Raw genomic sequence first — 14367 nt, 5'->3', positions numbered from 1 at the left:
AAGGCCATATAATGCCTTCGGAAGGTTTATGGCATAATACCGACTAGACGTAACATGAAGTTAAAAGGAATTTCGGCAGTGGCCGTAAGTAGTGTTTTTTGTGTACACTTGGCATTTTCGAAAACCACTTTCCCGCTCGATTCGCTATCAGCCGATAGCTCTGCAAGAAGCAGCACCAATAGTGATATTAGCACGCAACTCGATTTAATTGCGGATCACATCGATTTCGTCGATCTCGATGAACAGGAGATTTCGCAAATTTTTGAGTTCGTGCCGGCCACAATAGAAGGGCGACTGGCCTATTTACAACGGACGGTGCCCTTGACCTACAATGCGCAGGTCCAGAGTTATATTGACGTATATAGTACGGACCGCTATAAGCGGTACCTTTCAAACATGATGGGGCTTGGGCGATATTATTTTCCGATTTACGAACGTATATTTGCGGAAGCCGGGGTGCCCGAAGAAATTAAATATTTGTCAATTGTAGAGTCTGCATTAAACCCCCACGCTATTTCCCGGGTCGGGGCAACGGGTTTGTGGCAATTCATGTTTACGACTGCTCGAATGTATAACCTGACGATAGATAGTTATATCGACGAAAGGAAGGATCCCGTAGCAGCTAGTTACGCCGCAGCGGCTTACTTACTGGACGCCTATAGTGAGTTTGGGGATTGGCTATTAGCCATTGCTTCTTATAATTGTGGCAAAGGTAACGTTCTCCGAGCGATTCAGCGATCTGGCCTCAGTGAACCGGATTATTGGGCGATCAGCTCATATCTACCCCGTGAAACACGAAACTATGTTCCCGCGTTTATTGCGATGACGTATATGCTTGGATATCACGAAGAGCACGGTATCATACCTGCTGTGTCTGAAAATGCCGTGGATACGACCGAAACGGTTTGGGTGCAAAAGTATGTGCCTTTCAGTGGCGTGGCCCAAGCTCTAGGTGTCAACGAGGACCTTGTCAAGTCGTTAAACCCAGCCTATAAGCGTGCAGTCGTAAATGGTAGCCCCGAATCTCCCAAGAGACTGGTATTGCCTCAGGTACCTCCAGAAGCCTATTCGGCTTTGTACGCAGCACTCAATCATACGAATACAGATTCACCTAATATACTCCTTGCTTCCAATACCGTGGTGGAGCAAGAACATCAGGTCATTACGCACCGTGTGCGAAAGGGTGAAACGTTGGGGACTATCGCTCAGCGATATCATGTGACGGTGCAAGACCTGCGCGCATGGAATGATATTAAGCGAAATGTAATTGTGCCGGGACAAAAGCTGAGCGTCCGCTCCAGAACATTGGAATCGTCGATAGGCAATTCGGGCAAACAAGGGTCTTCGCCTTCGTATGTCACTTACCGAGTAAGAAAGGGGGATACATTATCCGAGATAGCGAAGCAGCATCGCACGGCCAATGTATCGGAGATTAAGGCGGTAAACGGATTAAAAAGTAACCAAATCAAACCGGGGATGATTTTAAAAATCGAAGTCGATTGATCAGTTTATCAGTGTGAGTGTTCAGTGATCGCGTCTTACAAAAGCCAGGCCGCATCTTCTCCTCCATCACATTCATGAAGATTTACCGTCACATGCTCCTTAAGGATGGTGGAAAGCTTCAATCCCGAGAAATCGCTGAAAATAGGGAATTTGTGATGGCTCCGGTCTATTAATACAGCTGTTCGCATCTTTTTGAGAGGGACATTGAAGAAGACGCCCATGCCATATGCCAAGGTTCGACCGCTATTTAGTACGTCATCTATAAGAATAACGACCTTGTTTGCCGCTTGTTCTATTGGAGTGTCTGTTTGGGCTTCTAAGGTGCTGCTGGTTTTGTCTAATATCACTTTGATCAGTTGAACATCGAGGGATGAAATGTTTTCAAGCACTTCTTTCAGCCGCCTCGCGAATACATAACCTCGGTCTGCAATTCCCACTAGCACAACCGATTCTTCTTCGAAGTTGTCTTCAAGTAACTGATACGCTATACGCATTGTTTTTTTTTGTATCTGTTCTTGGTTGAGGATTAAAACTTTTTTCGCGGACATAGAGCTTTCAATAAAATGGCCGGGTAAAAATATGAATTATCCACCGTGCATTCAAATAGAACTCCAGGGATAAGTCGAAAAGAAACAGATCGGATTGACAGTCTGATTTATACAATTTAGCGAGCCTTGTCAGGTTAGTTTATCGGAGGCTCGGAACCGTTTTCTTCTTCCGATTGTGTAGCCGCAGTTAGCATTCGGCCACCGTTATAGTAATAACGCTTCCAATAGGCTTCATTTAAATCACTGATCATTACACCTCGACTTGAAGATGCATGAGCGAATTTATCGTCACCAATGTATACACCTACATGTGTAATATTTCGGCTCCTGATTTTGAAAAACACCAGGTCGCCGGGTCTCAACTGATCTTTTTTTATTGGATCAACTTGCGTGTAAATATTGCGGCTGTTGTGTCCCAGCGTCGTGTTGAAAACTTTATCATAAAGTTCGTAGGCAAACTTTGAACAATCAACCCCTTTTTTGGTTTTTCCCCCTAACCGATAAGGGGTTCCGATCCATTCATAAATAAACTGGTACAGTTTGGTGTTGGATGTGGCCGAAGCCGCTACTCCCATTATTTGAGAAAAGTAATCTTTGGCTAAATTGTCCGGATCAGAAGGATTAGTGGCTGACTCTGTGGCTGGTGTTTGTGCTTGCGATACAGTAAATACACAAGCAAATAGCATAGCTACTAATGTCTTTTTTTTCATTAAACTGCCATTTTGTTCAACATGTGGACGCTGATCGTTTACCAGAACATTTATGTAATGTATCTGTTGGTTCGCAAAGCTAGATTAAAAAACTTATTAGTGCAAGGAAAAAAATACGAAAATTCAAATTGTTTTAAGATTTGCAAGAAATGAAGGAATCATAAAAAAAAGCTTTTCCCTTGTTAAATTCAAAATAAACACTTTTCTTTGTCGCGGAAATCTCAAAGAAGTGAAAAAATATACAACAATTACAACAATAATTACCACCGGGGTTAATGCGCGGAGGAAGTAATTTATGTTGTAATCGTAAACGATAAAAATCATAAAGCGCCTTCCTCGAAAACAGGAAGGCGCTTTTAGTTTCAATCCAGTCACGTTAAAATGAGGATATTAAAATTTGGTGGTACGTCTGTAGGATCTGCCGAAAGCATTCGGTCGGTACTGGGAATCGTTAAAGAATCCCATGAGTGTGGGGAAAATCCGGTGGTAGTCTTATCTGCAATGGGTGGGGTCACTAATTTATTAACGCAGCTTGCGGTGGAGGCTGCCGATGGAAAGAACTTCACTGAAGGACTTAAAGAAATCGAAGCTCGTCACTTTTCTGTAGTGAAGCAGCTGTTAGCCGTAAAATACCAAAACCCGGTATTTACCCGATTGAAGATCTATTTCAATGAATTGGAGGATCTGTTGCAGGGTATATTCAATCTACGCGAACTAAGTCTACAAAGCAAAGATTTGATTTTGAGTTACGGTGAGCGCTGTTCGGCATTTCTGGTTAGTAAAATCGCTGAACAAGAATTTCCTCAAGCTCGCTTCGTAGATGCAACCCAATTGATTCGGACCGATAGTCACTTCGGAAGTGCACACGTTAACCAGCTTCTATCGGAACAGTTGATACAAGCATTTATGGTTTCAAACCGTGATAAGTTGTTGTTTGTAACTGGGTTCATTGCCGCAAATGAACGAGGTAGGGTTACCACTTTAGGCAGGGGAGGGAGTGATTATACCGCTGCCATTATCGGCGCGGCCGTGGGTGCGGATGCGATCGAAATTTGGACCGATGTAGATGGTATGCTCACGGCCGACCCCCGCATTGTTAAAAAGGCGTTTTCATTGCCCGTTCTTTCATATACGGAAGCGATGGAGCTGTCTTATTTCGGCGCGAAGGTTATCTATCCGCCTACGATGATACCTGCGTTTCTTAAGAAGATTCCCATTGTTATCCGCAACACCTTTAATCCGTCTTTTGCAGGCACGGTCATCCAGCATGAAAGTGGTAGGACGTCGTTACCGATCAAAGGAATTTCTTCTATTTCCGATATCAGCGTGATCAATCTGACTGGAAGCGGCATGGTCGGTAAGGCTGGTTTCAGCGGGCGGTTGTTTACCCTATTGGCGCGCGAACAGATCAATGTAGTGCTAATCACTCAATCCTCTTCAGAGCATAGTATTACGTTTGCCGTGCATCCCGCAGAAGCGGTGCGGGCAAAAACGTTGATTGAGAACGAATTCGAGCTGGAACTTCAAGCCAATAAATTGCTGGAACCCGAAATCGAAGATCATTTATCCATTGTAGCAATTGTGGGTGAGAACATGAAACAAACACCCGGTATGTCGGGTCGGTTATTCCATGCCTTGGGGAGGAATGGTATTAATGTGCGTGCAATAGCGCAGGGATCATCGGAATACAATATTTCTGTTATCATTGCAAAATCCGATTTATCCAAAGCGCTGAACGCTGTGCACGATGCTTTTTTTGCTCAATTGAATAAAACCTTGCACGTTTTCAACGTGGGAACCGGAAATATAGGGTCAACCTTGTTTCAACAGATACAGGACCAATACGGATTTCTTTTGGATCACAACGACATTGAGATAAAAGTAGTGGGAATCAGCAATTCACGCAAAATGCTGCTTGACGCCGGAGGTATTGCATTACAAGACTGGAAAGAACAGTTGCAGCAGCACGGTGAGCAAGCAGACCTGGAAACCTTCGTAGGCCGGATGAAAAGGATGAATCTTCCTAATTGTGTGTTTATCGACAATACAGCCAGTAGTCAGCCCATTATTTACTACGAAGATATATTCCGTGCCAATATTTCTATTGTTACGTGCAATAAGATCGCCAATTCAGGGCGCTATAGTCAATATAAGTCGCTCAAAGATACGGCTAGGCAGCATGGGGTCGACTTTTTTTACGAGACCAATGTCGGGGCGGGTTTACCTATTGTTCGTGTACTAAGGGATTTGATGCTAAGTGGCGACCGTATTGTGCGTATTGAGGCCATTTTGTCTGGCACAATTTCTTACATTTTCAACAATTTCAATGGAGAGGCTTCCTTTCACGACGTGGTAAAAACTGCCCAACAACTCGGCTATACAGAACCAGATCCTCGCGATGATCTAAAAGGTACTGATTTCATGCGTAAGATGCTGATATTAGCGAGAGATGCTGGGCACGTAATTGAGCCAGAGGATGTTAAGTTGGGAGGTATATTGCCGGATGCTTGCATTCACGCAGCTTCCGTCGACGATTTCTACCGCGAGCTGGAAGCCGCAAATGACTATTTCAATGAATTGAAGTCGGACGCGATCCAATGTAATAAGGTACTCCGTTACATCGGGAAGTTGGAAGACGGGCAAGTATCCATCGCGTTGGAGATGGTTGACCAAGCCCATCCATTTTTTGCACTTTCAGGTAGCGACAACATCATCTCTTTTACCACAGAACGTTATAAGGAACGCCCGTTGGTTGTAAAAGGGCCAGGAGCAGGAGCGGAGGTGACGGCCGCTGGTGTGTTCGCCGATTTAGTCAATGTAGGGGCCTAATGAAGTAACAGTTAGGGGAAACCGCATTCCCACGCCTAGCGCAACAGGCAATGAAATTTCCGAGGCTAAAAATGAAATATTAATGTCAATAGTTTACAAAACAACAAAGATGGCTGAATTTAGTTCCGCAGATCGAAACAGTGTACACGTGTTTGCCCCCGCTACGGTAGCCAACATGGTTTGCGGGTTCGATATCTTGGGTTTTGCCATAGAAGAACCGGGGGATGAAGTATACATGCGGCGGGTGGACCAACCGGGAGTCCGATTGGTAGGCATTACAGGAGACGACGGAAGACTCCCTCGAGAGACGGAAAAAAACACCGTGAGCGCCTGTGTGCTGACTTTCCTTCAGCATATTGGCAAAACAGACATCGGGTTGGAAATTGAATTACACAAACATATGCCTATTGGTAGTGGTTTGGGTTCGAGTGCTGCAAGTACCGTAGCAGGCTTGTTTGCGGTTAATACCTTGTTGGGTAATCCTCTTTCGAAAAGGGAATTGTTACCTTTTGCGGTGCAGGGTGAAGCGCTGGCATGTGGTCATGGCCACGCAGACAATGTTGCTCCAGCATTGCTTGGGGGAATTACCTTGATCCGTGGGTATGCCCCGTTGGATGTAATTGCACTTCCGGCACCGTCGGCATTGCACGCTTCGGTGGTATTCCCGCATGTGGATGTACCTACGCGCGACGCCCGACAGATGATCCGTACGAAAGTAGCGCTCAAGGACGCTGTCACACAATGGGGGAATATAGCAGGACTGGTAGCCGGGCTTTTTACAGCCGATTACGAACTCATAGGGCGCAGTATGCATGATGTGCTTATCGAACCGACACGCGCCATCCTTATTCCCGAATTCCACGAGATGCGCCGGTTAGCCATGGAGGCTGGAGCGCTGAGTTTCGGTATTTCAGGATCTGGCCCTTCGGTATTTGCTTTTACACAAAATCGCGATCAAGCCACTTCGATTACGAATGTAATACAAGCGCATTTGAGCGAACGAGGTATCGAGAGCAACGGATACGTTTCGGGAATTAATACCGAAGGACCAAAAGAAATCAAAAAATAAGACCTAAGATGCAATTTTACAGTACAAACAACAATAAGTTACGTGTCCCATTTAAGGAAGCTGTATTCAATAGCTTGCCAGCCGATAACGGATTGTATATGCCTGAAGCCGTACCCGTATTGGACACTTATTTTATCCAGAACCTCCATCGGTATTCCTTGCAGGAAATTGCATTTACGGTTGCCAAAGCGTTGATAGCCGACGACATTCCCGAAGCTGATCTGCGGCGGATCGTTGAGGATGCGATCGACTTTAACGCACCGGTGCGTCCATTGGACAGTGGATTGGCCGTGTTAGAGCTGTTCCATGGCCCATCGCTGGCATTCAAAGACTTTGGAGCACGGTTTATGAGTAGAATAATGGCACATTTGTCTACCGAAGACAGTCGTGTGCTGGATGTGTTGGTCGCCACGTCGGGCGATACGGGCGGGGCGGTAGCGCTTGGTTTTTTGGGCGTCCCGGGTACCCGTGTCACCATCTTGTATCCTAAGGGAAAGGTGAGTCCGATACAGGAACTGCAGTTAACGACCAATGGGCAAAATATACGGGCTATTGAGATAGACGGAACCTTTGATGACTGTCAGGCCTTGGTAAAAAAGGCCTTTAATGACCAAGAATTACAATCGGTGTTTCGCCTTACTTCTGCCAATTCCATCAATATCGCCCGGCTCATTCCACAAACATTCTACTATTTCCATGCATATGCACAGTTGTTGGCGCAGGGTATCAGAGACGTTGTGTTTTCGGTTCCAAGTGGCAACTTCGGTAATATCGGAGCCGGGCTGTTGGCTTTCAAAATGGGACTGCCGGTGAGGCGTTTTGTGGCAGCTACCAATGCTAATGATACCGTTCCGCGGTTCCTTGACAGCGGACGGTATGAACCCCGCCCTTCCGTACAGACATTGGCTAATGCGATGGATGTGGGGAACCCCAGCAATTGGGTGCGTATCATGGATCTATTCGGACATGATTTAGTTGCATTGCAGCGAGCCGTTTCTTCCTTCACGTTTACGGATGCAGATACCCGTGACGGCATACAAGCACTGTATGATCGGTATGGCTATATCGCCTGTCCACATACTGCGATCGCTTGGCTGGCGGCTGAAGCCTACCGTAAGCAACAGAATGGCAGCGTTGCAACGGTATTTTTATCCACTGCACATCCCTGTAAATTTCCGGAGGTATTTCCTAAAGAAATCGCTGCACAAATTGCTATTCCTTCGCAGGTAACGATGCTACAGGGACGTAAAAAGGAAGTGGTCGATTTGGGTAAGGAGTATGAAGGATTTAAAAACTATCTATTGAGCACGTTTTGATTTTACTGCCATTCAAAATTCATCCAGACATCTTCATTGCGACCGAAAACAAAATATTTCGGATAGAAAATTTCAGCGAGTATTTCGGTATCATCAGCAACCCGTGCACTTGGCTGTTGCAGGTAACCGGGATGATGAATGATATAGATACGGTTGTTAGCCACTGCGTCGGTCTGAGACCAACTAGAAAGCGCCCGGGGTAAGTCGGTCAACAATTGGGATATGGGTTTTTCGTTAAAGATGATTAGCAGATCCGGATTTGATTCTTCCGCTGAAACGCCGGTTTGATGAATGCCACCCGCTATCTGAACCAGGTTAGCCAGGTACCCATCCTCCGCCATGACTGTCGGTGAAACATCACGGAAAAAAGTAACTTTGGGTTTGTTCTCGTCAGCGATAAATTTCAGCTTATGGGAAATGATGTTGATACGCTCTTCAAGATTTTCTGCTAGTTGATCGGCCCGCTGCGGGGTGTCCAGAATGCTACCGATGGTCCGAATAGCTCTATAAATCGATTCGGGTGTGTCGGCATGTATGAAATCGTGATACTCAGACGTGTGTTCCAGTAGCGATAGACATGCTGCATCGATTTCCAATGCTTCCAATATGCTGTGCAGAGACAAAAGTGGGCGTTGCATGGAGGCAAAGGTAATCAAGTTGCGTGACTATCGCCATAACAATACCTTAAAAACCCCCGCATCAGGCAGTGAGATAAAGGAGGCATTTAACTGGATACGCTCTTCAATGACTTCTTTTCCCGTCTGGCCAGTCACCCATAACAGGATTACAAAAAACGGAATCACCAGTAACAAAAAGGGTGAGACGTTGCTGATAAACTTTTTCATTTTCTTGCTGCTTTGTAGTTCTTCGCTCGCTCTGGTTCCGAATGCACGTTACAAAGAAACCTATTCGTTGTCTACGATAAAAAACTTTTAGACCAATCGGCAGATTTTGTAGACCAACGGGATTTTCCAATTCGTCTGCCGTACGAAGGCATTGGCCGATGTGAGCAAGGAGTTCGTCTATCTACATGGGGTATATTCATTGCTACATGTATATTTGCAATATTATGTCTAAGAATAAGGCCGTTTCGGTTCATGTCCTTGTGTGGGTGGTTTTACTCGCCGTATTATATCTCGTCAATGTGCGGGAGCGCCCGGCTGACGCGTCCATTCTCATTTTGGTATATGGTGCATTGAATATCGTCATTTTTTATGTGCATTATTTTTTAGTTAATCCGCTTCTTATCGGCGAAAATAGATATTGGCGTGCGGTCATTTACATGTTGGTTGTTTTGGTAGTCTCGATTTCCATAAAGTACGGTATTGCATCTTATTATCAAGATATCATCTTGCAATACCGAGATGCAGAAAATAAAGAGAAAGTTCTTACTCCCTTGCAATATACGGTTGCGGCACTGATCACGGGGTTGTTTTTTATGTTGTTAAGTACCGCTGTGTATGTCATTTCTTCCAATTTTAAGAGCCGTGAGCATCGGAAAAGCCTGGAAAACGAGAAACTTAATGCAGAACTCGCTTTTCTCAAATCTCAGATCAATCCACATTTCTTATTCAATTCGTTGAATAATATCTACTCGTTAGCCTACCAGAAATCGGAAAAAACCCCGGAAGCCATCCTCAAGCTGTCCGAAATCATGCGGTACATGCTTTACGAAAGCAATGAAGACACCGTACTATTAGCCGACGAGATAAATTATCTGCATAATTACATAGACCTGCAAAAGTTGCGGTTTAAGGAAAAAATGTATGTGGATTTTCATGTTGATACCGACGAAACGGATCATCGTATCATGCCACTGTTGCTAATCTCCTTTCTTGAAAATGCATTTAAGCACGGCGTATCTACCGATGCCAATAGGCCAATTCGCATTGATATCAAGGTACATAACGGCCGATTGCACTTCAAAGCAGAAAACGCCAAGAATCAACTCAATAAGGATCAAACACGCGGCGTGGGACTCACCAATTTAAAGCGTAGACTTCAATTGGGATATCCCAATAGACATACAATCAATATCGTTGAATCGGAAAATTATTACAGTAGTGAACTTTTTTTATATTTATAGTCCTCAAAAGAGATACACATGGTACGATGTATAACCGTAGATGACGAACCACTGGCACTAGATATCTTGGCGGATTACGTGGCTAAAGTGCCTGAGTTATCGCTCATAGCGAGTACCACAAATGCCATTGAAGCTCTTACCATGGTTCAGAATGGTGAGGCGGATTTGGTGTTTTTGGATGTACAGATGCCCGAGTTGACGGGTATCCAATTTCTGAAAATTATCAATGGCAAATGTGATGTCATTCTCACCACAGCCTATCCTCAATATGCATTGGATGGGTATGAACTCAACGTTGTGGACTACCTATTAAAACCCATCGCCTTTGACCGTTTTTATCGGTCAATCCAAAAAGTACTAAATAGTAAGACGCCTAAGACACCACTGCTTACGGTCACGAAACAAAGTGATGCTGTCGACTTTATTTTCGTTAAAACTGAGCATAAAATCCAACGCGTGGATATTGATGATATTCTATATATCGAAGGATTGAAAGACTACATATCCATTTATACGGCTGGGGAACGAATTGTTACGCTCCAGAATATGAAAAAGATGGAGGATATCCTGCCCGGCAATCGCTTTGTGCGAGTCCATCGTTCCTACATCGTGGCGCTTGATAAGATAGCCAGTATCGAGCGGGGCCGCATTTTCATAGAAGATAAGGTCATCCCTGTGGGTGATACGTATCGCGATGCATTCTATAAATATATAGGTGATAAAAATGGGTGATGTAGGTGGATTAATAAATTGAAATTATATTCTGTTTTGCTATTTGCATATCATTACTATTTTATCTAAGTTTGCACCCCTAATCGGGATGTAGCGTAGCCAGGTATCGCGCCAGCATGGGGTGCTGGAGGTCGTGGGTTCGAATCCCGCCATCCCGACTAAGAAGCCCTTGATTTCGCAAGGGCTTCTTGGTTTAGTCCTCCCGCGACGGGATAACCGCCGATAGGGCAACTAAAAATCAACGTCATGAGTTCAAGATATGCGGATTTGTCATTCGCGCAATTCAACCTGCCTAGAATTCAATATCGATATCGTATCTGTCTAGCAGCCCGACTACACCTGCGATTGAGAATTTTGCCTTCTTGATCCGGTTTGCTGTCGGATCGATGGAGTAGTTAAACGATGTTCTCAAATCTGCCCTTTCAAGGATGGTATGGTCAAACAATGCCTTTGCCAGATCACAATTATCGAAAATGACGTTTGTAAGATCACTGTCCGTGAAATCAGTCTCCCGCAATTGGGAATTTCTAAAAACCGTATTCTTAATTTTAGTCCGATAAAACGAGCAATGGTTCAGTTGGCATCCGTCAAATGAAAAGGAAAGCCCAAAATCCTGGCAATGGTCAAAGCGCAAGCCAAGCATTTTGCAATCTTTGAAGCTTACTTCCCTCAAAGCCGTTTTATTCAGCGCGCACAGACTCAGATTGCAGCCGTCGAACGAGCACTCGATGAATTTGGAAGTCGAAAAGTCATCGTTCGCGAAGTTGCAGTTTCTGAAAATGCAGTTTTCGTATTCTCCGGTTGTTAACGAATTTTGCGTGAAATCGTTTTTTTCGAATGTCTTGTCTGTTACGTATATCTCTTGCATTTCAATTTCTAAATAATGCCAGCGGAGCCTATAATCTTCCGCTTTATTTGTTTAATCAATTGGTTTATCAGCCTATTTTAATCTATGGCTTTGGCTATTCTCCTTGCCGAGTCTCTTCGGTTTAGCAGTCAAAATGGATTCGGCAATCGCTTTCTTTTTCCTTTTTACATTTGCCTTCTTCCTGTTCTCGGCGCTCAGACTGACCAGAAATTTACCTCCGATTTTCCCTACAGCACTTCTGTTCCACCTCCAAGCTCTTCTGGTTGCTTTTCACTGATTTCTATTCCAGTATTGTTTCCGATTTGATAAAGGGTAGTTACGTATTTCATATCCGCGCAATTTAATAAATCTTGACATTTCCCTTGTGAAAAAGACCGCGTCCTAAACAGGCATACATGTATCAAGACTAGGCGCCGGATGAAGTCTGAATCTCGCCAAGTAATATATGGCCGCACACGCGCATGCCCGCTTTTAGAAGTGTGGCTTTTGAAGCGATGTTTTTTATGTTACAGCGCGCGGAAGGAATTCTCCCCATGCGGTAAGCTTCTTTTTTTAGTTCCTGCGTAATTAGGCTTCCCAAACCTTGTCGGCGGTATTTTTCTTTTACCTCATAATATATGTCTATATATGGGAAGTTATAGTTCCATACGTGGCCTCCGCTGGCCACTATCTGACCGTTTTGCTCCAACAAGTAGTCGGAATTGCTGTCGTGCTGATTTTTATTCTTTTTGAAAATAGTATTGGGAATTTCGAATGCTGTTTTAAAGCTGTCTTCAAATAAAATGGCTTCTGCATATATATTAGTCGCGTGCTCAAAGAGAATTCCCGTCAAAAAGGTATCATTGCTTTGGCAATTGATGTAGGTGGCTTCCGAGGCTCTAACAAATTCCAGAAAAACTGCATGGGCGAATTTCCGGAACGGTTGAAGAAGGTAAAATTCGAAAACCGTATCCCTATCCGCCCGATTATTTTTCCCCCATAAAGCCCCATAACCGATTGGCGATCTATTCATGAGGAAAAGATAATTGTCTGCCCACCCGGCCCCATGACATTTGTGATAGACAAATTTAAACGAGGTTTCTGCGAGAAACAAATTGCGCAGTTCCTGTATTTCTGTCAACGACGTTTTCTGGATGTCAAATAGCATAAAAAACTATTGAGGCGAACCTTTCATTCAAAATACCTTTAATCTCAAATTTACTTTTTTTGTGCAAGTTATTAAGCGCAAAAGATTAAACGTAATTTTGTTTTATTTAAAAGGAAAACCTGCATGAATTTAACCAGATGAAAAAGTTTAAGTGGTGGGGATTTAAAAAGCAGTGCAACGTGCTTCCGATCACCGGAGGGTTTCTCGAAGCTGGTATGGGAGGTACAACGTTTCATGGGAAAAATGGGATGAAGGTGTTTTTTCCGGGAATCCGATTCTCGACAAACATGGTTGCTCCTCATGCAGCATACCAACTGGGGGGAGTAATTTACATTTCGGTCTCCTGGGCCAGGAGAGGTTTTGATTTGAAAGCATTTGCACACGAGTACGGTCATTTTCTACAACAACAAGAATGGGGCATTTTATATTACCTTTTTAAGGTGGCCATACCTAGTGTGTATTCCGCTTGGTTTTTCCCTGCTACACACTATCTTAAATCGTACGAACAAGATGCAACTTTACGGGGGAACAGGTGGCTGGAAACGTATCGAGACCAACATACAGATATGGGTTGACGGAAAGTCGCTTTTTTTATCGGCCGGTTTCTTTTTTTAGTTATTTAGCGTTATTATTGCGGTTTTAGTGCGTGTTTGTTGGGGAGGGGTACTCGTAACTTGATTAAGCAACTTTGGTTCGCCATGAATTTGAAATTAATCGTATCGTCGCTTTTAGCCTTAGCTCTTATCCAGCTTTCACAAATTGCGCCCCTAAAGGCGCAGGAAAAGCTAAATCGGTACGATGACGCAATCGGCGCTTTCCTTCGGCAAGACAGCGTTTCCTTTCCGAAAAAAGGCAGCGTGCTTTTTATCGGCAGTTCGTCTATCGGTCGATGGCATGATTTGGAACAACGGTTAAGTGAATATACGGTAATACGTAGAGGATTTGGTGGAAGCACCTTCGCTGAAATCCTTCACTATTCAAAAGATATAGTATTGCCATATCGTCCATCTAAAATCTTTCTTTACGCTGGAGAAAATGATTTGGTGCAAGGGAAATCGGTGCCGGAAATTATGGAAACCATCGAAAAGATCCATCGGCAAATTAAACAAACACTGCCCTTTACGACGCTGTGTATTATATCAGTAAAGCCGAGCATTAAACTCGAAGCGTATTCTGCAGACATTGTTAAGCTAAATGAAAGTATAAAAGCGTATGTTGAAAAAGTAGGTTGTTCAATTCACTTTGTAGATATCTTTCATTCGATGCTGGATGAGCAAGGCGAACTGAAATCAGGGATATTTGTGTCCGATAATCTGCATTTAAGCCCAGGCGGTTATGATATTTGGGAAGATGTGATCAGAAAATATTTGTAGAGATCAACGGGTTATCAGTCGATATGTACATCGTCGTTAGTTACCGGCCGTGGATTGGTTGCTGCCGGTTGAGTGCTTTACCAGGATATCAACTAATCCTTCCGCTGTTTTCTTCTGGACGACTTGCTAAAGCTGTGGTGAAATGATACTTTTGCGCCTCCGGATGACCTACCTTCCTCGAAGGTT

14 protein-coding genes and 1 tRNA gene are annotated in these 14367 nt (G+C 44.1%); 9 read left to right on the top strand and 6 right to left on the bottom strand.

Annotated elements, in window-relative coordinates; translation table 11 throughout:
- Positions 1 to 54: 54 nt before the first annotated feature.
- Positions 55 to 1503, top strand: a complete 1449-nt coding sequence (locus ACFQRK_RS16670) for a LysM peptidoglycan-binding domain-containing protein (protein ID WP_379008749.1) — start codon at positions 55 to 57, stop codon at positions 1501 to 1503.
- Positions 1504 to 1538: 35 nt separating this feature from the next.
- Here ACFQRK_RS16670 and ACFQRK_RS16665 read toward each other — a convergent pair whose 3' ends face one another.
- Both ACFQRK_RS16665 and ACFQRK_RS16660 read right to left on the bottom strand, forming a co-directional pair.
- Positions 1539 to 2051: a phosphoribosyltransferase family protein gene (locus ACFQRK_RS16665; protein WP_379008747.1), complete on the bottom strand. Its 513-nt coding sequence runs from the start codon at positions 2049 to 2051 to the stop codon at positions 1539 to 1541.
- A 134-nt stretch (positions 2052 to 2185) separates the two neighbouring features.
- Entirely contained in the window at positions 2186 to 2761 is a 576-nt protein-coding gene (locus ACFQRK_RS16660) for a C40 family peptidase (protein WP_379008745.1), read from the bottom strand.
- 381 nt (positions 2762 to 3142) lie between these two features.
- On the opposite strand from ACFQRK_RS16660, the gene thrA reads away from it, so the two are divergent.
- From thrA to thrC, 3 genes are all read left to right on the top strand, one after another.
- Entirely contained in the window at positions 3143 to 5590 is a 2448-nt protein-coding gene (thrA, locus tag ACFQRK_RS16655) for a bifunctional aspartate kinase/homoserine dehydrogenase I (protein WP_379008744.1), read from the top strand.
- 109 nt (positions 5591 to 5699) lie between these two features.
- Positions 5700 to 6659 carry a homoserine kinase gene (locus ACFQRK_RS16650; RefSeq protein ID WP_379008742.1) on the top strand — a complete coding sequence of 320 codons (960 nt, stop codon included), beginning with the start codon at positions 5700 to 5702 and terminating at the stop codon, positions 6657 to 6659.
- A gap of 8 nt (positions 6660 to 6667) precedes the next feature.
- Positions 6668 to 7975 carry a threonine synthase gene (gene thrC / locus ACFQRK_RS16645; RefSeq protein ID WP_379008740.1) on the top strand — a complete coding sequence of 436 codons (1308 nt, stop codon included), beginning with the start codon at positions 6668 to 6670 and terminating at the stop codon, positions 7973 to 7975.
- A 2-nt stretch (positions 7976 to 7977) separates the two neighbouring features.
- Here the strand turns inward: thrC and ACFQRK_RS16640 are convergent, their stop codons facing one another.
- Together ACFQRK_RS16640 and ACFQRK_RS16635 are read right to left on the bottom strand one after the other, a co-directional pair.
- On the bottom strand, positions 7978 to 8613 hold the full coding sequence (locus ACFQRK_RS16640; protein WP_379008739.1) for an ABC transporter substrate-binding protein: 636 nt from the start codon (positions 8611 to 8613) through the stop codon (positions 7978 to 7980).
- A 27-nt stretch (positions 8614 to 8640) separates the two neighbouring features.
- A complete protein-coding gene (locus ACFQRK_RS16635) occupies positions 8641 to 8820 on the bottom strand; it encodes a hypothetical protein (protein WP_379008737.1) in 180 nt (59 codons plus the stop codon).
- A 224-nt stretch (positions 8821 to 9044) separates the two neighbouring features.
- Between ACFQRK_RS16635 and ACFQRK_RS16630 the strand changes: the two genes are divergently transcribed.
- From ACFQRK_RS16630 to ACFQRK_RS16620, 3 genes are all read left to right on the top strand, one after another.
- The gene (locus ACFQRK_RS16630; RefSeq protein ID WP_379008735.1) at positions 9045 to 10061 is read left to right on the top strand and encodes a sensor histidine kinase; all 1017 of its coding nucleotides are present in this window, start codon (positions 9045 to 9047) and stop codon (positions 10059 to 10061) included.
- 18 nt (positions 10062 to 10079) lie between these two features.
- Positions 10080 to 10793 (top strand): LytR/AlgR family response regulator transcription factor, encoded by a 714-nt coding sequence (locus tag ACFQRK_RS16625; protein WP_379008733.1) that lies wholly within the window; start codon positions 10080 to 10082, stop codon positions 10791 to 10793.
- 84 nt (positions 10794 to 10877) lie between these two features.
- Positions 10878 to 10951: transfer RNA gene (locus ACFQRK_RS16620), tRNA-Pro, on the top strand.
- A gap of 134 nt (positions 10952 to 11085) precedes the next feature.
- Here ACFQRK_RS16620 and ACFQRK_RS16615 read toward each other — a convergent pair.
- The gene (locus tag ACFQRK_RS16615) at positions 11086 to 11661 is read right to left on the bottom strand and encodes a pentapeptide repeat-containing protein (protein ID WP_379008731.1); all 576 of its coding nucleotides are present in this window, start codon (positions 11659 to 11661) and stop codon (positions 11086 to 11088) included.
- Positions 11662 to 12067: 406 nt separating this feature from the next.
- Positions 12068 to 12808, bottom strand: coding sequence for a GNAT family N-acetyltransferase (locus tag ACFQRK_RS16610; RefSeq protein ID WP_379008729.1), 741 nt, complete (start codon positions 12806 to 12808; stop codon positions 12068 to 12070).
- Positions 12809 to 12945: 137 nt separating this feature from the next.
- On the opposite strand from ACFQRK_RS16610, the gene ACFQRK_RS16605 reads away from it, so the two are divergent.
- A complete protein-coding gene (locus ACFQRK_RS16605; protein WP_379008728.1) occupies positions 12946 to 13383 on the top strand; it encodes a hypothetical protein in 438 nt (145 codons plus the stop codon).
- A gap of 123 nt (positions 13384 to 13506) precedes the next feature.
- A complete protein-coding gene (locus tag ACFQRK_RS16600) occupies positions 13507 to 14181 on the top strand; it encodes a GDSL-type esterase/lipase family protein (RefSeq protein ID WP_379008726.1) in 675 nt (224 codons plus the stop codon).
- Positions 14182 to 14367 lie beyond the last annotated feature (186 nt).

Source organism: Parapedobacter sp. GCM10030251, assembly GCF_042666505.1.
Taxonomy (GTDB): domain Bacteria; phylum Bacteroidota; class Bacteroidia; order Sphingobacteriales; family Sphingobacteriaceae; genus Parapedobacter.
Note: the sequence above shows the minus strand (reverse complement) of the source record. Positions and strands in the feature narration are given on the sequence as shown.